The following is a 23,809-nucleotide window of genomic DNA, read 5'->3' on the forward strand; positions in this document are numbered from 1 at the left end:
GTTACGACGAATTTAAAAGAATTCTGTCCCACTCTCAACATTTTTTCTAAATTGTTGCATTGAAGTGTCAAAATATACTAAATTAGATACAGTTATTAATAAAAAAGGAGACAATCGTATGTCCATTGATACAAAAAGAGATTACTTTTTCGATAACGCTCGAGCCATCCTCATCTTTTTAGTCGTGTTCGGTCATATGATTCAACCCTATACTTCTGAAAGTAAATCGTTATCTGCATTATATTTACTGATTTATAGTTTCCATATGCCATCATTTTTATTTATCTCTGGATACTTTGCCAAACATTTGGATAAACCACATTATTTAGAGAATGTAGCTAAAAAGTTACTTGCACCATATGCGATATTTTATGCCTTTTTCTCAGTTTATTATTTTTTAACTGGTAAAAGTGACGCAATACAAATGGATCCATTTAATCCAGTATTTGCTTTATGGTTTTTACTTACATTATTTAGTTTTCACGTCATACTTGTCATTGTACGTCGATACAAAGCATATTATGTGTTACCTATCGCATTAATCATTTCAATACTTGCTGGTTTTTCTGACGATATCGATGGTTATATGAGTATTTCTAGAACAATTGTATTTTTCCCAATATTCTATGTTGGCTATTTAACAACACGTTCACATACGCAACTATTGCGTAATAAAAAAATAAACGTATTTTCAATTATTGTACTTATCATATTTTTCATCGTTTATTACATCCATCCAATCAATTCAGATTGGCTCTTAGGTAGCAGTCCATACACTTCTCTCGAAAATAATAACGAAGATGTATATAGTCCCTTAAAACGTTTATTACTTTACTTCATCATATTTGTAACTATGTTCTCGTTTCTTAATTTAATGAGTACGACTAAACGTTTTTATACTTATATTGGTAATCGTACAATGTATATCTATTTACTTCATGGACTAGTTATAGGCATCGTTAGAGGTTATGAAATATATCCATTTAAATCTCAAACATCCGTTCTTACTTATGGCTATTTATTTATAATCTCAATCGTGATTGTTTATTTACTATCAACGAATTTTGTTTGTAAATGGACAAATCCTTTAATCAATTTGAAGAAACCTTCTTCATTTAAAGGATAATGACAAAATCATATAAAACAATACTTACCAAATTATGGTAGCTAAAATATGTTATTATAAGATTATTCTAAAAATTTATAGTAACATGTACGGTTACTATAATTTGGTTTTTTGAGGTGTAAAAATGAAATTAACTTTAAATTCAAATGCTAAATTTTTAAGGGCACCAAGTATTCGTCAGTTCTCTAATCGTATGAAGGATATTGATGATTGCGTCAATTTAACGATTGGTCAACCCGACTTTCCTATGCCAGATGTGGTGAAAGCGGCCTATATCACTGCAATACAAGAAGATAAAACGAGTTACTCACATAATAAAGGATTACCTGAAACACGTCAGGCAATCCGTAACTATTTCAACAATAAATACGGTTTCTATTATAGTGAAGAAGAAATTATTGTTACGAATGGTGCAAGTGAAGCACTTGATACTTCATTACGTAGTATTATCGAACCTGGTGACGAAATATTAATTCCGGGGCCTATTTACGCTGGCTATATTCCATTAGTAGAGACTTTAGGTGGTCACCCTATATATATAGATACAACAAAGACAGAATTTAAAATCACGCCTGAATTAATTGCTCAACACTACTCTGATAAGACAAAAGCAATTTTGTTGAATTACCCTACGAATCCTACGGGTGTCATATTAGATCGTAATGAAGTTAAAAGCATTGTAAATTATTTAAAAGATAAAGAAATTTTTATTATTAGTGATGAAATTTATGCGGAAAATACATTTAAAGGTAAACATGTTTCCTTTGCAGAATTTGAAGAGATACGCGATCAGCTTTTACTTATTGGTGGTTTGAGTAAATCTCATTCTGCTACAGGTATTCGTATCGGCTTCTTACTAGGGCCTGAATATTTAATTGAAAAGCTAACATTTATGCATGCCTATAATTGCATTTGTGCAAATGTCCCTTCACAAATTGCCTGCATTGCCGCACTCAATGAAGGATTAGATGCACCTCAATATATGAACCAAGCCTATATCGAGCGTCGTGACTATCTAGTCAGTAAACTAACAGAATTAGGTTTTGAACTTGATGCTCAACCAGAAGGTGCGTTCTATATATTCCCAAGTATTCGACAGTTTACGTCCAATGATTTTGACTTTTGCGTAAAAGTGCTTGAAGAAGCCCACGTAGCAATGGTGCCTGGGTCTTCCTTTACCGATATGGGTAAAGGTTATATCCGCATTTCTTATGCTTACGATATGGATGTCTTAAAAGAAGGTATGCGTCGATTAGAATTATTTTTAAAAAAATATTATAATTGATACCTTAATTTAAAAGGACACTTGTTAATAGCGATTAAATTGTTTATCAATTTATCACTATACAAGTGTCCTTTACTTATATTTATATTTGTATTATCATTAACCGGTTTATGGGAATTTAGGGAATTGATCGAAGTCTGGATCACGTTTTTCTTTAAACGCGTCACGACCTTCTTTCGCTTCATCCGTAGTATAGTAAAGTAATGTAGCATCTCCAGCCATTTGTTGTAAGCCAGCTAAGCCATCCGTATCAGCATTCATAGCAGCTTTTAAGAAACGTAAAGCTGTTGGAGAATGTTTCATAATGTCTTTACACCATTTAACCGTTTCATCTTCAACTTGGTCTAATGGTACAACTGTATTAACTAAGCCCATGTCTAAAGCTTCTTGTGCATTGTATTGGCGACATAAGTACCAAATTTCACGCGCTTTTTTATGGCCAACGATTCTTGCTAAGTAGCCAGAACCATAACCAGCATCAAATGAACCTACTTTAGGACCTGTTTGTCCGAAAATAGCATTGTCAGCAGCGATTGTTAAGTCACATACTACATTTAATACGTTACCACCACCGATGGCATAACCTCTAACCATTGCGATTACTGGTTTAGGAATGACACGGATTAAACGTTGTAAATCTAATACATTTAAACGAGGAATTTGGTCTTCACCTACATAGCCACCATGCCCACGTTTCTTTTGGTCACCGCCTGAACAAAAGGCTTTGTCACCTTCGCCAGTTAAGATGATTACAGAAATATTTTGATCATCACGCGCACGACTGAAAGCATCAATCATCTCAGCAACCGTTTTTGGTGTAAAAGCATTTCTCACTTCTGGACGATTAATCGTTACTTTTGCAATACCTTCATAAAATTCGTATTTTATTTCATCATATTCTCTAAGTGTTTCCCACTGTCTAGTCATTTTGCTCCTCCTTTAAAAAACCTAATACTATTGTATCAAATTCCGCTTTATCTTCCACATGAATTGTATGACCTACATTGGAAAAGGTATGGACTTGGCTATAGCGCATATCTTTGTTCATAGCTTGTCCAGTCTTCACAAATTTTTGGTCTAATTCACCTGTTAATATAAAGCACGGTATTTGAATTCGACTGATTTGATCCCATAGGTTAGGCATATGCCCTGTACCGTAATCACGTAATGCCTTTGCCAATTTATAAGGGTCTTGAGCCATACGCATATCACGCATAGCTATCTTTTGCGCTTTATCCAAATGCTGTTGTGTATAGAATAGCGGTAATTTTTCCCAATCATTTACAAAGACTTCTAATCCAGCTATTTCTAATACTTTCGCTCTAGCAGCATCTATTTGTTGTCGCTCATAACGATTATTTTCTTCTTTAATTCCTGGTGAACTACTTTCAAGAATCAATTTGTTAATTGTGTGTTTACCATACAGTGCATAGTAGAGTGCTACCCTACCACCCATTGAATAGCCCAATAACGTGACTTTATAAGATTCATACATGTCTAATAATTCATCCAATTGCTTCGCAAGAAATGGAAAATCCCATGTTACATTCATTGAGGATTGATCTTGACCATGGCCTGGTAAATCAACGGTTAACACATTAACCTCTTGTAACAATGGATCCACGTGCGCATCAAACGTACGACTATCACTTATAAAGCCATGTAGAAGTACTAATAATTGATTTGTCTCTCGTTTTGACTGATAAAAGTTATAATGTAACATTCAGAATACCACTCAATTTCTTATATAGAATTTGATGTTGCGACATATTGTCATCTCTATTCGTTACCAACTCATAAATATGTGAATGCATGTGTGACAGCTTTTCTTGAGTGAAATCCGTTACCGAATTAAAGCGTTTGAATGAAAAATCATAAAGTAGCGCTGTATATTCAAAATTTAGTCCAGTTGGTGTGCCAAACAATCTTTCAAAATAAGCTTCTGCAGACGCCTTCTGTGGAAGATATGAGAATATACCACCACCATCATTGTTTAGCAATATAATATTTAAATGAATGTTGTTAATTTTTGCCATTAAAAGACCATTCATATCATGATAAAAGGCTAAGTCACCTATCAATAACGTTATTTTCTTATGTACAGCCATGCCAATAGCTGTAGACACAACACCATCAATACCATTTGCGCCACGATTTGCGTATACTTCAACTTCACTATTGTAAAGTAAATTATCTACGTCACGAACTGGCATACTATTACTTACAAAAATAGCATCTTCTTTAGTCAGTTTATCAATGACTGTTTTTACAAATGCCGCTTCATCTGTCGCATGTGACATATGCTTATCGATATGATGTCTCGCTTGAGATTCAAGTGTTCGCCACATTTCTATCCAATCGTTACGTTCAACTGCTGATTCTTCAATAAGGTTTCTAAAGAAATCATTTGCAGATATTTCATAAGACACACTTGGTGGTGTTGGAAAAACATCTATCTTGTCATTATTTTGAACAAGTATTTGATAGGCATTCGTATGTTTAAGCCATTGATTTAACTTTTTAGAGATAACTGGTTTCCCAACTCTAATAACAAAATCAACATCTAAATCAAGCCCTGCACGAAAATATAAGTCATACGTCGTTATCACATTAGGATGATTATACTTACGTAACTGACTCAATGGGTCAGCAAGTATAGGTAAATCGTGCACCGTTGCATATGTAAGAATTTGATCAACAGCTTGATGTTGCATGTCACCGACAATAATCAATCCTTTTTTCTCTTTTAAAATATGACTGATATCTTGAACGTTAATATTTTTTTGATAATGCGGTAACTTTTTAGTATAAGACGTCAACCATTCTTGTCTTTCAAGATTAGGCGTTAATGGCTCTCTAAATGGTAAGTTAAAGTGAATTGGACCTCTATGAGGACCATATAAATATTGGCTTGCAATCTGCATTTGGTAATAAATGGCATCTAGCATGTATTCAGTACCATCAGCGACAGGCATATCAAACTGAAAATTAACATAATTTGCAAACATATTCACTTGATTAATCGCTTGAGGTGCGCCTACACTTCTTAATTCATGAGGACGATCACTTGTTAACACGATTAAAGGTATACGACTGATTTGGCTCTCTGCAATTGCTGGCGTATAATTCGCTGCTGCAGTACCTGAAGTACATAAAATCGCTACAGGTCGTTCGCTCCCTTTTATTAAACCTAAAGCAAAAAATGCCGCACTACGTTCGTCTGGGTGTACCCAAGTCTTAATGTTAGGATGTGCCTCAAACGCAATTGCTAGTGGTGTAGATCTTGAGCCGGGACTAATGACTACTTCACGTACACCATAGGCATATAACTCAGATGCAAAGGTATATACTTGTTTAGTTAATGCTTCGTTATGATTCATTCTTATCCACTACTCCTAAAGCATTCATCATTGGTGAAAATTTAACCGCTGTTTCAGCTAATTCGCTATCTGGATCAGAATCTTTTACAATTCCGCATCCTGCAAATAACGTCGTTTGATTTTGTTTCATTAACATAGAGCGTATGGCTACAATAAACTCACAATCATCATTCATGTCAATGTAGCCAACCGGTGCACCATATAAACCACGCGTTCCAAACTCATTTTCTTCAATAAATTTGAGTGCTTCATCTTTAGGATAGCCACCTAACGCTGGTGTAGGATGCATGTCGTCTATTAACCCAATAAATGCATTGTTTTTTAACTGACCTTGTATTTGCGTATATAAATGATATAAATGGTCATTTTTTAAAATATTCGGTGTATGATTATATTCAATATGATCAACGTAAGGTGTGATATCATCTAGAATACTTCTAACTACAAAATCATGTTCACCTAAATTCTTTTTATCCTTTAAAAATGCTTGTATATTTTTTTCATCTTCTTCAGTGTCGTTAGATCGTTTAATCGTACCAGCTACTGCTTTCGTAGATAAAACACCATCTTCTACCTTAAGAAGTTGTTCTGGTGTTTGTGAAAAGAATACAGATTGGTTGGACTCTAAAATAAATAAATAGCTATTTTTTTCATTTTGTAGTGCGCGATTAAGCACGTAAGGTATACTAATTGGCTTATCAAATTTGATCATACGACGTCTAGCAAGCACAATTTTTTTAGTTTCATCAAGCTGAGCAATCGCATCTCTAACCAGTTCTTTCCACTCATCAACGTAAATATCTTCCATTCGTAAGATATTTCCTAATGTTTCATCTTGATCATCTTGTCCAATGTGCGCCTCTTCAAAGAAAGCGACTACCTCTTTGAATGCTTCAATATCAAAATTGGCTCTTTCCACTGTATAAGTCAGGTAAGTAGTCTGATTAATATTCGAAATGAGTACTTGAGGCACTACAAAATGATTGATGCCAAATTCTCGCCACTCATCATCAGACTTATGGCTAGAGAATTGAAATCCTCCAATGACTTTTAAATGATGCTTTTCTATATCTGGGTGAACTAATTCAACATCTTTTTTAAATTTTTCCCACTCACGAAAGATCGATTGCTTGTTATCAAAGTTATTTTTGAACCTTTGAACAGCATGATAGCCGAAAAACGAAGACGCATTATCATTTAAGCGAAAATAAAAGCGATCCCCTGCTTGTGCTTCTGTTAAATTGAACAACTCGTCAGGCGCAAGTGATCTATCAATTTTCACTTCAACAGATACCCAGCTTTTGTTACTTTCATATATTGACTCAATAATGTCATCTTCCTTTATATTCGCAGCCATTCATTTCACTTCTTTCATTATCTATTTTTTCTCATTACAATATTGTATCATTTTTAATTATTTATAGTGGCATAATTGCTTAATCTTCTAGGGAAATATTTCACGACAATTGACCTTTATATATGATTCCTTTAAAATACATATGTTAAAACTATATACTATAAGAGGTAGATCAAATTATGACAAATCAATATCAACAATATTCTACTGTTAGAAAATATTGGCATTTGATGCGACCTCATACTTTAACTGCTGCTGTTGTACCTGTATTAGTTGGTACGGCAACTGCTAAACTTTTTTTATTAGGTAGTCAAGATCACATTAAATTCATGTTATTTCTTGCAATGTTAATTGCTTGTTTACTTATTCAAGCTGCAACGAACATGTTTAACGAGTATTATGACTTTAAAAAAGGTTTAGACGATCACACTTCCGTTGGTATCGGTGGTGCTATCGTAAGAAACGGTATGAGTCCAAAACTTGTCATGAATCTAGCAATTGCTTTTTATATCATCGCTGCATTTCTCGGTATCATTTTAGCAGCTAATAGTTCATTTTGGATTATTCCAGTAGGCATCGTTTGTATGGCAATTGGTTATTTATATACTGGTGGCCCAATCCCTATTTCTTGGACCCCATTCGGTGAACTATTTTCTGGATTGTTTATGGGCATGATTATTATTTTATTAGCGTTCTTTATTCAAACTGGCAATGTTAATGGCTTTGTAGTTTGGATTAGTATTCCGATTGTTATTACAATTGGCTTAATTAACATGGCTAATAATATTCGCGATAGCGTTAAAGACCAAGCGAGTGGGCGTAAAACATTACCAATCCTATTAGGTAAGAACGCTTCAATTACATTTATGGCAATTATGTATATCGTTGCATATGTGTTCGTTATTTATACTGCGCTATTTGTAGATGGCGGTTCACTATTTTATTTACTTGTATTGCTATCATTTCCTATGCCAGTCAAAGCGATCCGTCGCTTCAAGAAGAATGACACACCTGCAAGTATGATGCCTGCAATGGCTGCAACTGGAAAAACAAATACAATCTTCGGTGTATTATACGCATTAGGCATATACATCAGTGCTTTATTAGGTGGTATATAATACATCACTTGTGACATTTTAAATGTTGATACAAGTAAAATAGGACGGAGGACGAGACTTTGAAATGATTTCTAATTTCTGTCTCCTCCGTTCTATTTTTTTACTTTATGATGAATAAACCATGTGTAAATATTGATGACCATATAATTCCACATCTTCAGTCCATTTAAAGCCCAATCGTTCATACAATTTCTTAGCTCTCGGATTATCATAGTCGCAACTTAAACTCCACTTTGTATCTGGATACGTTGCTATTAAATAATTAAACAGTTTCGTTGCAATACCTTGTCCTCTAAACTTTGAAAAAGTAGCAACAGCTTCAATATACCATTCATCATCCTTCGATTCTTTCAATGGCAATGGCGTTCCAAGTGCTTTTATGTCATCCTCTAATGGTAATTCATTCCATGCTGCTTCTAACTCTAATTCTTTAGAGCCCTCATAGGCAATGATACAACCTGCCACTTCGTCGTCTTGCTCATATACCCAGATATTATTATAATTCGTTCTATAATTAATATTAACGATACTCTCTTCAATAGCTTGAATGACTCTTTCTTTGGAAATTTCTTGCACAATATCAAGTTCCATATCTTTCCAAATAATGTAACATAATTCTGCAATTGACTTACTATCGCTCGGACGTGCTTTTCGTATCATTAGTTAATTCCCCTTTCGATTAGTGTATTAACTATATTATATAAAATTTACAAATAATAATAAATTAATTGCAATAAATTGAAGCATTGAAATTTTGATTATAAATACATTATCTAATATCTGAGTATTATTTGATTTAATTTTTGAAATGCTTAAAATATAAATTTAAGGAGGCATCATTATTATGAGAGTTAATAAAACATTATATGTATTATGTTCTTTGTTTTTAGGCGGTGTCGGTATTCATAAATTTTATGCAGATAAAGTATGGCAAGGCGTCTTTCATTTAGTTTTCTTCTGGACTACAATTCCTACTATCGTTTCTATTATTCATGGGATTATTGTCATCTTCACAACTAAAGCAGATCAATATGGCTATATTTATATACCAAATAAGCGACATCCATAACTTTTTAATAAATAATTATAGATAATATCTTTAATTATGTGTAGAACGGGTAAACTCAAATAAACAATTTAAAAAAGGAGCAAGTTAATATGAATATCATTAAACGTGTCATTCGAATCGTGATAACAGGCTACTTAGTAAAGTGGATTCGTAATAAAATTGAGGGTAAATCAAACGGTGGACAAAAATAGAAATAAAAAAGGTCTATTCGCTAACTATAATTAAGTAGTGAATAGACCTTTTATAATGATGAGTGACAGGATCCTAATTTACTCATTGAGAAATGCCTCCAGATTTTTATATTCGTTCGTATAATTGATAAATGCTTCTTCATTCTTATTAATAAGTGCCTCATCAATCAACTTTAATAGTTGCTTTTTTCTTCCTTGACGAAGGGCCTCTTCAATGACCATCTCTACGCCTAAATCATTAACTGTAGTAACAAAGTCTTCTAACGTCGTATGTTTGACATTCGTGTTGTAATTCATTGCAATCACTGCCTTTCTTTTTTGTATAAGGATAGTATACAAGTTTTTATTTTTTAAATCAATCGAATATTCTGACTTTTCACAAAAAAATATGTGTAATTTTATATGTAATGAATATCTTGACGACATATAAAAATTTTATATAATAAATTTATATTATTAATCGTTGTATTTTTAGCGCTTAATAATAACTTTATTTTAAGGAGGTTAAGAGATGACAAAAATTTCTCAAACTCAAAATACCGTATATATTATTCGGAAAGGCGACATGGTCATCAAACCAGTTATTGATGCCTATGAGCAAACGAAAGGATCAGAAATATTAAAGTATGATTCCTCAATTGTAACGAGTCCATTTAAAACACAAAAGATTGTCGAGCGATCATGTAAGTTTTATGGAAACAGTTATATTAGTAAAAAATCCGAAACGCAACGTATTGCTGGTATTACTAGCAAACCGCCTATCTTATTGACCCCTCTATTCCCTACGTACTTTTTCCCAACCCATTCATACCGTTTAGAAGAAAACATGTGGATCAATATGCATTATGTTCATGAAATCAAACCTCTTAAAAATCGAAAATGTAAAATCATCTTCGCAAATCACCAAACGTTAACACTGAATGTATCCTATCATAGCATTTGGCACCAATACTCTAACTGCATATTCTATTATTACATGGTTGATAAACAATCACGTATGAAATCAAACAATCCAGAAATGCCAATTGATTATGAAAAAACAACTTTAAATATTTTCGAAGCACTTTCACATTATTCACTATTGCAAGATAACTAGTTTCACGTTTAATTTTAAATCATACGGAACTTTTATATTAATATAGTGTAAATGTTCCGTATATTTTTTGAATATAATCCCTTGCAAATTTTAAGTTTATTGATATAATAATATTTGTGCTCATAGAGATACATTATATAAATACATATTAATCCGCAGTAGCTCAGTGGTAGAGCTATCGGCTGTTAACCGATCGGTCGTAGGTTCGAATCCTACCTGCGGAGCCATATGGAAACGTACTCAAGTTGGCTGAAGAGGCGCCCCTGCTAAGGGTGTAGGTCGCGAGAGCGGCGCGAGGGTTCGAATCCCTCCGTTTCCGTCATTTAAAACCCTCCGTAAATCGGAGGGTTTTTTCTATTTTTTAAGTGATCTTCATCAAAATTAAGGTTCTACAAAAATTGGATTAATGAAAAAATTGCTCATTATACTTGTTAAATTTATAAATTGCTACATTTTTATCAATAAAGGAGTTTCATAATGAAAAAGGTTTTTGTTTTATTATTTAGTAGTTTATTAATATTAGGTGCATGTGGCAACAACGATTCATCAAATAAAGATGATGCTAATAAAAAAACAGAATCAAGTTCTAGTAAAAAGTCAAATGAGCCTATTAAAAAGAAAGAGAAATCAAAAGATCAAAAGAAAGAAGCAGCTTCAAATGAAGAGAAGCAATACAGCCAAGAACAATCACAAACTCAACAAGCAAATACTCAAGAGCAATTTCAAACTCAACAACATAATGTCCAAAGCAATCAGCATGAAGTTAATACACAACAAAACAATCAATCCGAAAATTTTCAAAATAGCCAACAATTTCAGCAACCTGTAAATAGTGCAAGAGAGCAAGCATTAAATGAAGGTATAGATTTTAACAATCCCACTGATGAAGAAATAGAAAGAATGCGAGAATTAAGTAAAAACTCTCCTTATGGATTGCAAGAACCTACTCAAGCGGGGCCTAATGAATAATAAAAATAAAATAGGTACTATTAATGTAGTAAAATGTCCTCCCATTTTATAATACAAATTTATAACATAAAAAGCACAAAGATATTTAAACGTCTAACCTACCAAGTTAATTTTAACTTTAGTGGTTCAGTACATTTATATCTTTGTGCTTTTCGACTTAGTATTTATACCATTTTAATAAGACATTAATTTTAAGATATCTTCTTTTTCAATAGCGCCGAAATAATGATAGAAATCAAATTCTTCCATCGCTTCTTTAATATGATTATAGTCATGTAAGACGCCTATAAGTGCTTCTTCTAACTCTGTAACATCGCCTTCACCAAAGAAGTCACCGAAGATTCTAGCATGTTCAATTTTACCTTTTTTCACATCAAACTTAATTTGTACAAATCCTTTTTCAAATTTTTCATCGCGTTCAAAATTGTATTTAGGATTTCGACCATAATTCCATTCCCATGTGCGATATTTCTCGTTACTTAACGCTTCAATATTCTTCCAATCTTCATCAGTTAATTTATATTCTTCGACTTCATGTTCACCAAAGATTGTTTTCAAGATGATTTGTTTAAAGTCATCAATAGAGATTGATTCTTCTAAGAATTCATCAATATTTGCGACACGCTTACGTACCGACTTAACACCCTTAGATTGAATTTTTTTAGGGTTAACTTTTAATGCGTTTTGTACTTCTCCCAAGTCACTATTTAACATTAATGTGCCATGACTAAACATTCTGTCTTTAACTTTAACCATCGCATTTCCTGAAATTTTAGCTTGTCCAACTTGAATATCATTACGTCCCGTCATTTCTGCATCTACGCCCATTGATTGAAGTGCTTGTACAATTGGCTCTGTAAATTTTTTGAAATTATGGAAGCTATTACCATCATCGTCTGTAATAAAACTAAAGTTTAAATTACCTTGATCGTGATATACAGCACCTCCACCTGAAATACGACGCACAACATGAATATTATGCTCATCCACATACTGTTTATTTACTTCTTCTATAGTGTTTTGATTTTTTCCAACAATAATTGACGGACCATTTACATAAAATAAAAAGTAACTGTCGTCTGAAGGTAAGTGTTTTAACACATATTCTTCCATAGCAAGATTCATTGTAGGATCTGTAATATTATTATTACTTACAAATTTCATCTTTATCTCTCCTTTGTCTCACTCGTATATGCCCTTAATTAAGTTATGCCTTATATTTATTTATTTTGCCAATCATTTACTCAAATTTGACATTATTTTCATAATTAAAATATTATTTGCCAATTTTAGCATATATTTGTTTATTATTATGGTAATTTTTAGTACAATATAGTCTAGCTATGATTTTAGGAGGACTCGGTATGACTGTTGCAGAAGTAGGAAATATCGTAGAATTTTATGACGGTTTAAGAGGCCGTGTTGAGAAAATTAATGACAATTCAGTTATTGTAGACTTAACAATTATGGATAACTTCAATGAATTAGACTTACCTGAGAAAACGGTTATTAATCATAAACGATATACTATCGTTGAATAAGAAGGTATACATTAAAATGAAAAATATATCAAAAGCTTTAATTTGGTTTATAGCAAGTTTCATTGTATTCCATTTGATTTTATTTGTAATGTGGGGAGAACATCAAGAATATTGGTATTTATATACCGGTATTATGTTAATTGCAGGTATTAGTTATGTATTTTACCAACGAGACATCGAATCTAAACGCTTATTAACTTCTATTGGCGTTGGTATTGTTACGGGTATTGTATTGGTTATTATACAATTAATCTTTTCATTGCTATCTCCACAAATTACTTATGCAGAACTCATTAAAGAATTATCAAGAACAGGTGTTTATTTCAAATGGCAAATGTTAGTAACATTAATTTTTGTTATACCTTGTCATGAGTTATATATGAGAACGATTTTACAAAAAGAATTAACGCGTTTTAAATTACCTACTTGGTTAATCATATTAATAACTGCATTATGTTCTAGTTCATTATTTATCTATTTAGACAAATGGTGGATCGTGGCGTTTATTTTCGTAGCTCAACTTCTTTTATCATTGAGTTATCAATATACACGTCGCATCGTAACAACATCTTTAGGACAAATTGTTGCAATTATATTATTATTAATATTTCATGGATAAAAAACTTTTCTTAGTGTTTGAGCTAAGAAAAGTTTTTTTGTAGTCATTTGCGTTTCAGCAACGTTTTATTATATAGAGCTGATTTAATATTTAACTATAAAGTTAGCATCAACATTTAGATTGAAATCAGATTGATTGAGTCTTGTAGCTATAAGTGTGCTCATTGGTTGATCACATGTAGAATGCAATGTTGATTCAGACTCTAAATATTGACGGTAATTTCTATAGCAATAATCTGTCATCGTTACTCTATAGTGTTTATCTAATTCAAGACCCTTTAATGTCACCCTGTTAAAGCGTGGTGCAGACATATCCACGATATAATCGAATCCTTGCCACATCGTACATCGTGTTTCATCAATAATTGTCATACTTAATTGTTTGTGTTCAAATTGAATATAAGAGTACGTATATTCAATCATCTTTTTAATTTGATGACCCTTTAAAGTGATATCTATTGCTTTATCTGGATGTGGATAAGCGTTATATACATCTTCATTCGTAACAATACCTTTTAATCCCTTTTCACCATTTTTAGGCACATTAGCACACGTAATTTCATTGTCAAAAGCCAAATGTAGACTGTCATGTAATAATTGGGTAAATGGGTGTGGTTTACTTAACAAATCTTCTAATCCATTAACGTCTAAATTAACTTTATTATTAGAAACGATTTCCTTAGACCAATGTTCTAGTGCTTTTCGATCATAATACGTTGTTTCGAGTAATGCTTGATCTTCTGGATATTCACTTAAATTGATTACAGTAGATTGAATGTCTTCTTTTTCAAAAGAATTAGTGCGTTTTTTAAATTTAATCTTCACGTGTACCAACTCTTGTGCATTCTGTCCTGCTTGAACATATACAGTTTCAAAGTCATTTCCAATAATGGTTTGGTGTTGGTGTGCAGTGATCATCAAATCGATGACACCAATTTCTTTCATAATTTTTTCCGCTTCATGCGACCCTTTACTATGTCTAGTATTGGTTTGATTGATTTTATAGAGGCCTCCATGATATATCACGATTAAAAAGTCAGGATGTTCACTTTCATGAATATATCTAATCCATCGTTTTGCAGATAGTAAAGCTTTTTCAATACTGACAGCTTTCTCCATTTCAGCAAATTCATTTTTCATGAGCCCATCAGCAGTTAAGCCAACAATCGCGAGTCTAACATTATCATACTCTTTGATGATATAAGGCGTTGAGAAGTATGGCTCTTTTGTGAGCGCAAACTCTATATTTGCAGATAACCATTGAAATCGAGATAGTGAAACAGCTTTTGTTAGAAATGATAAACCAAATTTGAAATCGTCTGGGCTTACACCGCTAGCATCATACTGCATCGCATTCATCAATTTAATCATTGGATGACGTTTGTATGGCGCCACAACTGCATAATAATGCGCAGCCATCGAGCCAGCAATACTGCCTCCACTATCTAATAAAATGACTTTATCATTATTATCTCTCACATTTTTAACGTAAGTTCCTGCACGATAGATATTTGAACCAAAGTCTCCGTTCATAAAATGACTATGCATATCTGAAGTTGCTAAGATATCTATATTTATATGTTCATTTTTCTCCAATTTACACACCCCTTATTTAAAGATAGTTTAACATTTATTAAACTACGGGTGCTATTTATTTCTAACCAAAAACTGGGACAGAACAAATTATCTTGAATTCGTTCTATCCCAGCTTGCTATAGATATATGTCTTATTCAAATTAATACCATAACGTTTTAAATGATTTAACTATTCAACTTAATATCTTAAACTTAGCCAATTTGTACACGTTCTTTAGGATAATGGTATTTATCAGGTTCTTTACGTCCAGCTATCATAATAATAAATGATATTAAACCAACACGACCAATGAACATTAAGATCATCAGTATTACTTTCGTAAGACCGCTAATATCATCTGTCACACCTAAAGATAAACCACATGTTCCAAATGCTGACATGACTTCAAAAAATACTTGTAGAAATGATAAATTAGTCTTTTCTGTTGCAAGAATAATAACCATACTTACAAATGTTAAAATTGATGCCATCGTAAAAACTGCAAATGAACGTTGAATATCAACCACATGTATTTCTCTATTGAAGACTTTTATCGCTGTCTTTTCAGTATTATTATTAAAGTTAATGACAAAGAGAATGAGTATCGCGAATGTTGTTGTACGTATACCACCACCAACTGAACTTGGCGATGAGCCTATAAACATTAAAATACTCATGATAACGTTCGTTGCATCACTAAAGTTTGTAACATCAATTGTTTGTAATCCTGCACTACGTGTTGTTGCTGATTGAAATAGTGCGTAAAATAGTGATTGATGCCAACTTAAACCTTTGAAAGCATGATGATGTTCTAAAGCTAAAATAGCTAAGACACCAAAGATAAATAGAAATAAATATGTACAAGTTGTGATTTTGGTAAATAATGAAAATCTAAAATGACTAACTCTGTTTCTAACATAGGCTCTAATTTCCAATAATACAGGAAACCCTATTGAACCTAATACAATGAGAAACATAACTATCGTTTGTACAAAATAATCTTTAGCATACGGGATTAAGGATTGACCTGTAATGTCTAATCCACCGTTTGTAGTAGCGGATACTGAAACAAATAATCCTTGCATGAGCGCATTTTTCAAATCAGGATTATCTCTATAGAAGTAAAATGCTAATAGCAATGCACCAATAAACTCAATAGTTAAGATTGTTTTAATGATCTCTAAAATTAACTTTACAGTTCCATTCATAGTATCCTTATTATTGTCTAACATGATCAATTGGCGTTCACGGATACCTATATGTTTGCCTAATACAACCCACAACACTGTACCAATCGCCATGACACCAATACCGCCTATATTTAAGATGATTAGTATAATAATTTGGCCAAATGTTGAGTATGTATCTACAATGTTAACGGGAGACAGTCCAGTTACACTAATCCCTGATACAGCTACGAACAGTGTATCAATTGGACTAACATCTACACCTTGTTTGTGCACAAAAGGGAGATTTAGTAATAAGAAAGCGACAACTATGGCTATCAAATAATATAAAACTATCCCCTGTTGAGGACTAGATTTTTTAAGTAACTTACTAAAAATAGACACGCATTTGTCACCTCAACGTTATTTCAATTTTATTTTTATCTCTTGAGACTTACCTTCTCTATAAATTTTAGCCGACAATGTTTTTAAATCTTGTCTATGGCTAAAAATAGTTTGTCTATACTGTAAATTATTTTGAATTGATTTACTATCTAATTCTACAACTACATCACCAATTTTTAAACCTGATTTTTTACCTAATCCATCATCTTTCAATTTTTCTACTACAATTCCGCTTTGAACATCTTCAGGGACTTTAAATAATGCTCTTTCATATGGTAATAACTCTGAAACATTTTTAATGCCAATACCAGTATTAGGATATTGAATTTCACCTTTTTTCTCTAGTTCTGAAGCAATTGCACGTGCATCATCTATTGGAATAGCAAATCCCATACCTTCAATATTCGGCATGTTTATTTTCAGTGATACTACACCTACGAGTTCCCCATCTTGATTAACGACAGCACCTCCTGAATTACCAGGATTTACCGAAGCATCTATTTGAAACGTATTAATCAGTTCATCATTTTTATTATCTTTATCGAAATCGACCGGTACTGCTCTGTTTAATCCAGAAACAATACCTTTTGTTACTGTGTTTTTAAAATCATTGCCTAACGGATTACCCACAACTAAGATGCTTTCACCTAACTTCAATTGATTTGAACGACCGATTTTAATAGGTTGAACATTTTTGTTATTGATCGTTGCTTTAAGCACTGCAATATCTGACCACATATCTTTGCCAACTACTGTAGCTGTAGCTGCCTTATTATCATCATATGTAATGTTAACCTTATCGTTATTACCGACTATATGTGTATTCGTTAAAATAAAAAAGGTATCGCCTACAGCTTTGTAGACGACACCTGAACCAACTTCGTTATTTGAATTTGTATTTATATTTGTTTTATCAGTTGTTTGTGTTGTTGGATTCTTAGGTGTGTCGTTCTCAACTGTTACCACTGATTTTACAGCGGTATCTGCATTTTTCATTGTTGTTGTATATTTTGTATTTTGATGACTACTTTGTTCAATACTACTATTTTGGTTAATTGTTGAAATAATTGCACTAATTAATATGATAATTAATATAATTGCAACTACGATAACAATTTTAAGCCAATGTAATGTTAAGAATGATTTTACTTTGTCCATCATATCATTATGATTAGACTTATCGTGTTCATGCTCACTTGCTTCTTCATGATTCGTTGGATTTGAATTATGACGTGTTGTATTACCATGCGCCGCACCTTCATCATCTTTATGATCTTGATGAGATGTGGATACCTGTTTTGAAGCATGATGCTCATTCGTCTTTAAATCTTGTGATTCTATCATTTCACTATCATGCGTTTCTAAATCAAACGTAGTATTAGCTTCTGAGGTACCTTTTTCTCCTTTGTATGTGCTAATATCATCACGTTGATGCGCATCTTGTTTACTAACGCTCGCATGCTGAGTTTTGCCTTTATTCTTTTCTAATCTACTATATTTAGGTTCTATACCACTTTGATTTGAAGATAGCTCATTTTCATCTTCATTAGTCTTATTACCTGTTTCAACTTTAGATTTTGATGCTATCGGTTTATTATCTTTGTCCTCATTTTTAAGTTGTTGCTCCTCAGGCAATGTTAAATGATGTTCTTTTTCGTCTGCCGCATATTCAGATTCATTTTCAGAACGTAATTTGGCTAAATGTTGCTGTTGCTGAATTTCTTCTTGCGTCAATTTCTCAATTCTTGCTTTTCGCATGTTATCTTTAACACGTTCTTCATTAACTTTTGCCTGTTCTTGCTCTTTTTGTGCAAGTCTTTCACGCTGTGCTTTCTCACGTGCTAATCGTTCTTCACGCTCTTCGTTATGAAAATACTCGTGTCGTTTTCGACGATATTGTTCACGTGGTATTACGTGTTTTTTATCATTATCCAAAGGTGTCCACTCCTATCGATTCACTCACAATCTATTATGGTAACGTTGCATTATGTTTATATGGTTGTGGTTTTGTTTAATTTATTTATACATTAATTAAAGTTTAATATCATTATTGCCAATTGGCAATGAATTGAAGGTTCAAATCTGAATTTTTCTTACTATTTATATATATCATTCTATAAAAAATAAAAAAGCCTTTTAAATTTAATGGTTCTCATCAAATTTAAAAGACTCGAATGAAGCGTTTAAGCCAAATTATTTAGTTTTCTTTTTGTTACTACGTACTGATGTTAACCAACCGATAACAACTAATAGAATCATAACTGTCCAGAAAATAGCTTGCCATAATGTACTATGAGGGAAGTGTTCAGGTAAAATACCGATGTCTTCATGCGCAAGTACAATGACAACTAATTTAATACCTACCCATCCTACAATTGCAAAGGCAGCACCTTCTAAGCCAGGGTATTTGTTTAATAGGTCAACAAACCATGTAGCAGCAAAACGCATTAAAATAACACCGATCATGCCACCAATAAACATAACTGAGAATTGACCTAAGTCCATGCCACCAAAATGAATGCCAACTGTAGGTAATGTAACAGCAATAGCCATGGCAGCTAACATAGAATCAATAGCAAAAGCGATATCTGCAAATTCAACTTTTAACACAGTACCCCAGAATTGTATTGGTCCGACTTTCTTTTCAACACCATCATCGTCGAAATGATGATCATCACCTTCAGGTTGATCTTCGTGTTTTTTATGGAAAAATTGCCACAGATTTCTTATAGACATGAAAATTAAATATGCGGCACCCAGTGCTTGAATAAACCAGAAATTAGCAATAATACTAATTAAGAATAAGGCAAGAAAACGAAATACAAATGCACCTAGTAAACCATAAAATAAAGCTCTTTTACGTTGTTCAGGTGGTAAATGTTTAACCATAACGGCCATAACAACAGCATTATCAGCTGCTAATAGCCCTTCTAAAAATACAAGAACGAGAATTACCCACAAGTAGGGTAAAATTAAACTCGGATCCATAGTGGACAGCTCCTTTTTGTTTGAATACAAATAAAGAGACCTATGCTAAATAATAGCAAAGGTCTCACTTAGCAAATAATTGCCCACTTTACCGGAAGTCCATACTTCGTAATGACGATAAAGTGCTAATCATCAAATGTAATGATGATTCTCAAGTTACTCCCCTCTGACAAATTGTCATAGGTATTCATTTGTTAAGTGTATTATACACCATACGCCATATAAATAAACCATTTGCGTTCAATAAATTGTAAAATTTAAAGAGATGAGCTTGTTGTTAATACCCTTCTTTTTCAATCGTATGCTTATAAAAGACTATACAATTTAATTTCTGGGAATTTTTCTTCGAACCATCGTGTTGCAAATTCATTTTCGAATAAGAAGACAAAATTATCATATCTATCTTTTACTAATATTGAGCGAGATGTGTTCATTTTGTCTTGAATATCATCTTCATTTTCAATCCAACGCGCAATTTTTCTACCGACAGGTTCCATTACAACATCAACATTATATTCATTTTTCATACGGTGTTCAAATACTTCAAATTGTAGTTGTCCTACGGCACCTAAAATAATCTGGTTCGTATGAAGCGTTTTATAGTATTGGATTGCACCTTCTTGAACAAGTTGTTCAATCCCTTTATGGAAATGTTTTTGTTTCATTACGTTTTTAGCTGAAACTTTCATAAATATTTCAGGAGTAAATTGTGGTAAGTCTTGGAAACTATATTTTTGTTTACCACCAACTAATGTGTCTCCAATTTGATAGTTACCTGTGTCATATAAACCAATGATATCTCCGGCTACGGCATGATTCACTGTTTCTTTATCGTCAGCCATAAATGATGTTGAACGTGTGATTTTTTGTTTTTTATTCGTACGTTGTAAAGTTACGTCCATACCACGTTCAAATGCGCCACTTACGACACGCATAAATGCAATTCTGTCACGATGTTTAGGATCCATATTGGCTTGTATTTTGAAGATAAATCCAGAAAATTCATCATCGAAAGGACTTACTTCAACTTCTTCATTTGTTTGACGTGCATTCGGCATAGGTGCATGATCAACGTAGGCATTCAAGAAGTTTTGTACACCAAAGTTAGCTAAAGCAGAACCAAAGAACACCGGTGTCAGTTCACCATTCAATAGCGCATCATTGTCAAAGTCTTCACCCGCTTCTTCTACGAGCATGAATTCTTCAATCGCTTGCGCAAATGCACTGTCATTACTAATGGGATGTGATTCTTGTAATTCATAATCATCATTTAAGTGTAAGACATTTTCTTCATCTCTAAAAGGTTCGATAGACTTTGAATCACGGTCAATAATACCAAAGAAATTTTGCCCCATACCAATTGGCCAATTCATAGGGTACGTATCGATGTTTAATGTTTCTTCAATCTCATCTAATAATTCAAATGGCTCTTTACCTACACGGTCTAATTTATTAATAAATGTAAAAATCGGAATACCTCTCATTTTACATACTTTAAATAATTTCAAGGTTTGCGGTTCAATACCTTTGGCACAGTCAATAACCATTACCGCACTATCCACTGCCATTAATGTTCGGTAAGTATCTTCTGAGAAGTCTTCGTGTCCTGGTGTATCTAGAATATTAATTTTGTAGTCATCATAATCAAATTGCATAACTGAACTTGTTACTGAGATACCACGTTCTTGTTCGACTTTCATCCAGTCACTTGTTGCAAATTTCCCTGTTTTTTTACCTTTAACTGTACCCGCTTCTCTTATAGCACCACTAAAATATAATAACTTTTCAGTCAATGTCGTTTTACCAGCATCTGGGTGAGAGATGATGGCGAACGTCTTTCTTGATTCAACTTCTTCTTTTAAACTCATCTATTAATCTCCTTTAAAATCATTCGCAATCCATTTTGTTAAATTTGAAGCAATATGTATCGCTGCTTCTTCATCTACAAATGCAAATAGTTGCATTATCAATTCTTCTTTAATGTCGTCACTATCCATATGTACATCTAGTTCTATTGACCAAAATACATCAGGTATAGCTATCATGATTTGCTCTGTTGCTTCAATAATACATAGATATGCATTAACAATTTCACCATTAATAGTTAATTGTTTAATGTTCACCAGAGCCACCGCCAAATTTCTTGTATGCTGCTTCCAGTCCAATTAAATCATCTCTATGAGGTACCTTAACATGTCCAGGCATGATTTGATATGGTTCTCTTCCTTTAGAAGCTAATACGACTGTATCTCCTGGTTCGGCCACATCAATGGCGTGTCTAATACCTTCAGCTCTGTCCTCAAATTCAATGTAATGATCATGTGTAGCACCTTTAGCGAGTTCAGCTGTCAACATTTTAGGATCGTCATTAGCTGGATTATCTGGTGTGAATATAACATAATCTGCCCTACATGCTACTGCACCCATTTCAGGTGTCTTAGTTAAGTCACGTTCTCCAGCCATACCAATTAAAAAGATTAATTTCTGTTTTACGAAAGGTTTCACAGCATCTATTAATTTATTCATTCCATCCGCTGTATGTGCATAGTCAATAATTAAATCTATCGGTAACGATGGATCAAGCACTTCTAAACGACCTTCAACTGGCTCTAAAGTTTCAACCACCTTAACAATATCTTCCATTGACGTACCCTTACTCCAAACAGCAATCATGGCAGCCATGATATTTGAAATATTAAATTTACCTACATATGGGGTTTTAACATTATAAGTACCAATAGGTGTAACAAAATCAAACTGAACACCTTGTAAAGATTCTTGAATATTGGTAGCCATAAATTGCGCATCGTGATCTATACCATACGTAAAAATTTCATATGGTGTCACTGACATCAAGTACTCAGAGAATGCGTCATCATTATTGACAATGGCATACTTCTCTTTCGATAAATCTTCTCCTAATTGACTAAATAATAATGACTTAGCGTGACCGTAAGCTTCCATTGTGCCATGGAAATCTAAATGATCTTGTGTCAAATTAGAGAATACCGCTACATCAAATTCAACGCCTCTTAATCTTCCTAATGATAAGCCGTGGCTAGATACTTCCATAGTCATAACTTCCGCATCTTCATCGACAGCTTGTTTAATCTTTTTAGTCAAAGAGACCGTTTCTGGTGTCGTGTTTGCACCTTTAGTTTTATATTCGTTGATTTGGAAACCATTCGTTCCTAAATATGCACTACCTTTGCCTAATCCTCTATAAATGAGATGGATCATCGTAGCAATTGAAGTTTTACCATTTGTCCCTGTTACACCAATTGTCGTTAATTGATGGCTCGGATAGTCATATAGTGTATGCGCTAATAAGCTAGCAACTCTTAATGTATCTGGTACAATAACTTGCGTTACGTTCCCGCTAATGTCTTGTTGTTGATTAACTACAATGACTTTTGCGCCTTGGTCTACAACATTCTGACAAAATCTATGGCTATCAACCGTGTAACCTTTTGATGCGACGAATATACTTCCTTCACTTGCGGTACGTGAATCTGTAGTGATATCTGTAACATTTATATCTAAAGTACCTATTACTTGTTTTACTCGTATTTTTTCGAACAACTCATTCGCATTCAAAATGTATCGCTCCTTTTTTTACAATAAGTTTATTATACACGTTTTGAAGTTGTTGATAAATTTATAATCATTAAAATATTAGTTTTAACCTCACACTCAATATATGAATCAATAAAGTGAAGAAATTATTAATTAAGCGTTAATTATTTTAAAATTTCCTATATATATCACTACAATTCAATACATTTAAATATATTAGTGCTAGGATAGTGATATAAAGATGATGTTAACTTCGTTAGTATGCTATAATGCACTATAAATGAAATTTATACTGTTAATAAAGGGTATAAATATAATACGATAACTGAGTATCCGTATTTAATGCTA

Annotated in this window: 23 protein-coding genes, 2 tRNA genes and 1 riboswitch; of the genes, 11 read left to right on the forward strand and 14 right to left on the reverse strand. The window is 33.0% G+C overall.

Features of this window, described 5'->3' with window-relative positions:
• The first annotated feature begins 118 nt into the window (after positions 1 to 118).
• Positions 119 to 1,126 (forward strand): acyltransferase family protein, encoded by a 1,008-nt coding sequence (locus tag HMPREF3239_RS06200; RefSeq protein ID WP_053029115.1) that lies wholly within the window; start codon positions 119 to 121, stop codon positions 1,124 to 1,126.
• A 124-nt stretch (positions 1,127 to 1,250) separates the two neighbouring features.
• Positions 1,251 to 2,411: an aminotransferase class I/II-fold pyridoxal phosphate-dependent enzyme gene (locus HMPREF3239_RS06205; protein WP_070855065.1), complete on the forward strand. Its 1,161-nt coding sequence runs from the start codon at positions 1,251 to 1,253 to the stop codon at positions 2,409 to 2,411.
• 108 nt (positions 2,412 to 2,519) lie between these two features.
• Here the strand turns inward: HMPREF3239_RS06205 and menB are convergent, their stop codons facing one another.
• From menB to HMPREF3239_RS06225, 4 genes are read right to left on the reverse strand one after another with little or no spacing between them, the layout of a single operon-like run.
• Entirely contained in the window at positions 2,520 to 3,338 is an 819-nt protein-coding gene (menB, locus tag HMPREF3239_RS06210; RefSeq protein ID WP_053029113.1) for a 1,4-dihydroxy-2-naphthoyl-CoA synthase, read from the reverse strand.
• Positions 3,331 to 4,134 (reverse strand): 2-succinyl-6-hydroxy-2,4-cyclohexadiene-1-carboxylate synthase, encoded by an 804-nt coding sequence (menH, locus tag HMPREF3239_RS06215; protein WP_070855066.1) that lies wholly within the window; start codon positions 4,132 to 4,134, stop codon positions 3,331 to 3,333. The genes menB and menH overlap by 8 nt, the downstream gene beginning before the upstream one ends.
• Complete coding sequence (menD, locus tag HMPREF3239_RS06220; protein ID WP_070855067.1) at positions 4,121 to 5,791, reverse strand: 2-succinyl-5-enolpyruvyl-6-hydroxy-3-cyclohexene-1-carboxylic-acid synthase; 1,671 nt, start codon at positions 5,789 to 5,791, stop codon at positions 4,121 to 4,123. Before menD ends, menH begins: the two co-directional genes overlap by 14 nt.
• Complete coding sequence (locus HMPREF3239_RS06225) at positions 5,781 to 7,148, reverse strand: isochorismate synthase (RefSeq protein ID WP_070855068.1); 1,368 nt, start codon at positions 7,146 to 7,148, stop codon at positions 5,781 to 5,783. The genes menD and HMPREF3239_RS06225 overlap by 11 nt, the downstream gene beginning before the upstream one ends.
• Before the next feature lie 179 nt (positions 7,149 to 7,327).
• On the opposite strand from HMPREF3239_RS06225, the gene HMPREF3239_RS06230 reads away from it, so the two are divergent.
• A complete protein-coding gene (locus HMPREF3239_RS06230; protein ID WP_070855069.1) occupies positions 7,328 to 8,266 on the forward strand; it encodes a 1,4-dihydroxy-2-naphthoate polyprenyltransferase in 939 nt (312 codons plus the stop codon).
• A gap of 105 nt (positions 8,267 to 8,371) precedes the next feature.
• Here the strand turns inward: HMPREF3239_RS06230 and HMPREF3239_RS06235 are convergent, their stop codons facing one another.
• Complete coding sequence (locus HMPREF3239_RS06235) at positions 8,372 to 8,926, reverse strand: GNAT family N-acetyltransferase (RefSeq protein ID WP_053029108.1); 555 nt, start codon at positions 8,924 to 8,926, stop codon at positions 8,372 to 8,374.
• 184 nt (positions 8,927 to 9,110) lie between these two features.
• Between HMPREF3239_RS06235 and HMPREF3239_RS06240 the strand changes: the two genes are divergently transcribed.
• Positions 9,111 to 9,335, forward strand: a complete 225-nt coding sequence (locus tag HMPREF3239_RS06240; RefSeq protein WP_053029107.1) for a TM2 domain-containing protein — start codon at positions 9,111 to 9,113, stop codon at positions 9,333 to 9,335.
• A gap of 89 nt (positions 9,336 to 9,424) precedes the next feature.
• The gene (locus tag HMPREF3239_RS12645) at positions 9,425 to 9,526 is read left to right on the forward strand and encodes an SAR1012 family small protein (protein ID WP_231119772.1); all 102 of its coding nucleotides are present in this window, start codon (positions 9,425 to 9,427) and stop codon (positions 9,524 to 9,526) included.
• A gap of 78 nt (positions 9,527 to 9,604) precedes the next feature.
• Here the strand turns inward: HMPREF3239_RS12645 and HMPREF3239_RS06245 are convergent, their stop codons facing one another.
• A complete protein-coding gene (locus HMPREF3239_RS06245; protein ID WP_053029106.1) occupies positions 9,605 to 9,823 on the reverse strand; it encodes an IDEAL domain-containing protein in 219 nt (72 codons plus the stop codon).
• A gap of 214 nt (positions 9,824 to 10,037) precedes the next feature.
• Here HMPREF3239_RS06245 and HMPREF3239_RS06250 point away from each other — a divergent pair, with 214 nt between their 5' ends.
• The 4 genes from HMPREF3239_RS06250 to HMPREF3239_RS06265 all read left to right on the forward strand — a co-directional run bounded on the left by HMPREF3239_RS06250 (position 10,038) and on the right by HMPREF3239_RS06265 (position 11,591).
• Positions 10,038 to 10,622 carry a competence protein ComK gene (locus HMPREF3239_RS06250; RefSeq protein ID WP_070855070.1) on the forward strand — a complete coding sequence of 195 codons (585 nt, stop codon included), beginning with the start codon at positions 10,038 to 10,040 and terminating at the stop codon, positions 10,620 to 10,622.
• 152 nt (positions 10,623 to 10,774) lie between these two features.
• Positions 10,775 to 10,849, forward strand: a tRNA-Asn gene (locus HMPREF3239_RS06255).
• 3 nt (positions 10,850 to 10,852) lie between these two features.
• A tRNA-Ser gene (locus tag HMPREF3239_RS06260) sits at positions 10,853 to 10,941 on the forward strand.
• A 158-nt stretch (positions 10,942 to 11,099) separates the two neighbouring features.
• Complete coding sequence (locus HMPREF3239_RS06265) at positions 11,100 to 11,591, forward strand: hypothetical protein (RefSeq protein WP_070855071.1); 492 nt, start codon at positions 11,100 to 11,102, stop codon at positions 11,589 to 11,591.
• Positions 11,592 to 11,765: 174 nt separating this feature from the next.
• On the opposite strand, the gene HMPREF3239_RS06270 is transcribed toward HMPREF3239_RS06265, so the two are convergent.
• Positions 11,766 to 12,755 (reverse strand): lipoate--protein ligase, encoded by a 990-nt coding sequence (locus HMPREF3239_RS06270; RefSeq protein WP_053029662.1) that lies wholly within the window; start codon positions 12,753 to 12,755, stop codon positions 11,766 to 11,768.
• A 200-nt stretch (positions 12,756 to 12,955) separates the two neighbouring features.
• Here HMPREF3239_RS06270 and HMPREF3239_RS06275 point away from each other — a divergent pair, with 200 nt between their 5' ends.
• On the forward strand, positions 12,956 to 13,132 hold the full coding sequence (locus HMPREF3239_RS06275; RefSeq protein WP_011276202.1) for a YkvS family protein: 177 nt from the start codon (positions 12,956 to 12,958) through the stop codon (positions 13,130 to 13,132).
• A gap of 16 nt (positions 13,133 to 13,148) precedes the next feature.
• Positions 13,149 to 13,751 (forward strand): CPBP family glutamic-type intramembrane protease, encoded by a 603-nt coding sequence (locus HMPREF3239_RS06280; protein ID WP_053029663.1) that lies wholly within the window; start codon positions 13,149 to 13,151, stop codon positions 13,749 to 13,751.
• Positions 13,752 to 13,834: 83 nt separating this feature from the next.
• On the opposite strand, the gene HMPREF3239_RS06285 is transcribed toward HMPREF3239_RS06280, so the two are convergent.
• The 7 genes from HMPREF3239_RS06285 to HMPREF3239_RS06315 all read right to left on the reverse strand — a co-directional run bounded on the left by HMPREF3239_RS06285 (position 13,835) and on the right by HMPREF3239_RS06315 (position 23,482).
• Positions 13,835 to 15,346, reverse strand: coding sequence for a bifunctional metallophosphatase/5'-nucleotidase (locus HMPREF3239_RS06285; RefSeq protein WP_070855072.1), 1,512 nt, complete (start codon positions 15,344 to 15,346; stop codon positions 13,835 to 13,837).
• Positions 15,347 to 15,538: 192 nt separating this feature from the next.
• Positions 15,539 to 16,897, reverse strand: coding sequence for a TrkH family potassium uptake protein (locus tag HMPREF3239_RS06290; protein WP_070855073.1), 1,359 nt, complete (start codon positions 16,895 to 16,897; stop codon positions 15,539 to 15,541).
• 18 nt (positions 16,898 to 16,915) lie between these two features.
• Positions 16,916 to 18,832 carry a S1C family serine protease gene (locus HMPREF3239_RS06295; protein WP_070855074.1) on the reverse strand — a complete coding sequence of 639 codons (1,917 nt, stop codon included), beginning with the start codon at positions 18,830 to 18,832 and terminating at the stop codon, positions 16,916 to 16,918.
• Between the two features lie 258 nt (positions 18,833 to 19,090).
• Positions 19,091 to 19,885 (reverse strand): TerC family protein, encoded by a 795-nt coding sequence (locus HMPREF3239_RS06300; protein WP_070855075.1) that lies wholly within the window; start codon positions 19,883 to 19,885, stop codon positions 19,091 to 19,093.
• A gap of 70 nt (positions 19,886 to 19,955) precedes the next feature.
• Positions 19,956 to 20,062, reverse strand: a riboswitch (yybP-ykoY riboswitch).
• A gap of 128 nt (positions 20,063 to 20,190) precedes the next feature.
• Complete coding sequence (locus HMPREF3239_RS06305; RefSeq protein WP_070855076.1) at positions 20,191 to 21,753, reverse strand: peptide chain release factor 3; 1,563 nt, start codon at positions 21,751 to 21,753, stop codon at positions 20,191 to 20,193.
• Between the two features lie 3 nt (positions 21,754 to 21,756).
• The gene (locus HMPREF3239_RS06310) at positions 21,757 to 22,008 is read right to left on the reverse strand and encodes a YueH family protein (protein WP_070855077.1); all 252 of its coding nucleotides are present in this window, start codon (positions 22,006 to 22,008) and stop codon (positions 21,757 to 21,759) included.
• The gene (locus HMPREF3239_RS06315) at positions 21,998 to 23,482 is read right to left on the reverse strand and encodes a UDP-N-acetylmuramoyl-L-alanyl-D-glutamate--L-lysine ligase (RefSeq protein ID WP_070855078.1); all 1,485 of its coding nucleotides are present in this window, start codon (positions 23,480 to 23,482) and stop codon (positions 21,998 to 22,000) included. The genes HMPREF3239_RS06310 and HMPREF3239_RS06315 overlap by 11 nt, the downstream gene beginning before the upstream one ends.
• Between the last annotated feature and the right edge of the window lie 327 nt (positions 23,483 to 23,809).

Source organism: Staphylococcus sp. HMSC34C02 (assembly GCF_001838705.1).
Classification (GTDB): domain Bacteria; phylum Bacillota; class Bacilli; order Staphylococcales; family Staphylococcaceae; genus Staphylococcus; species Staphylococcus borealis.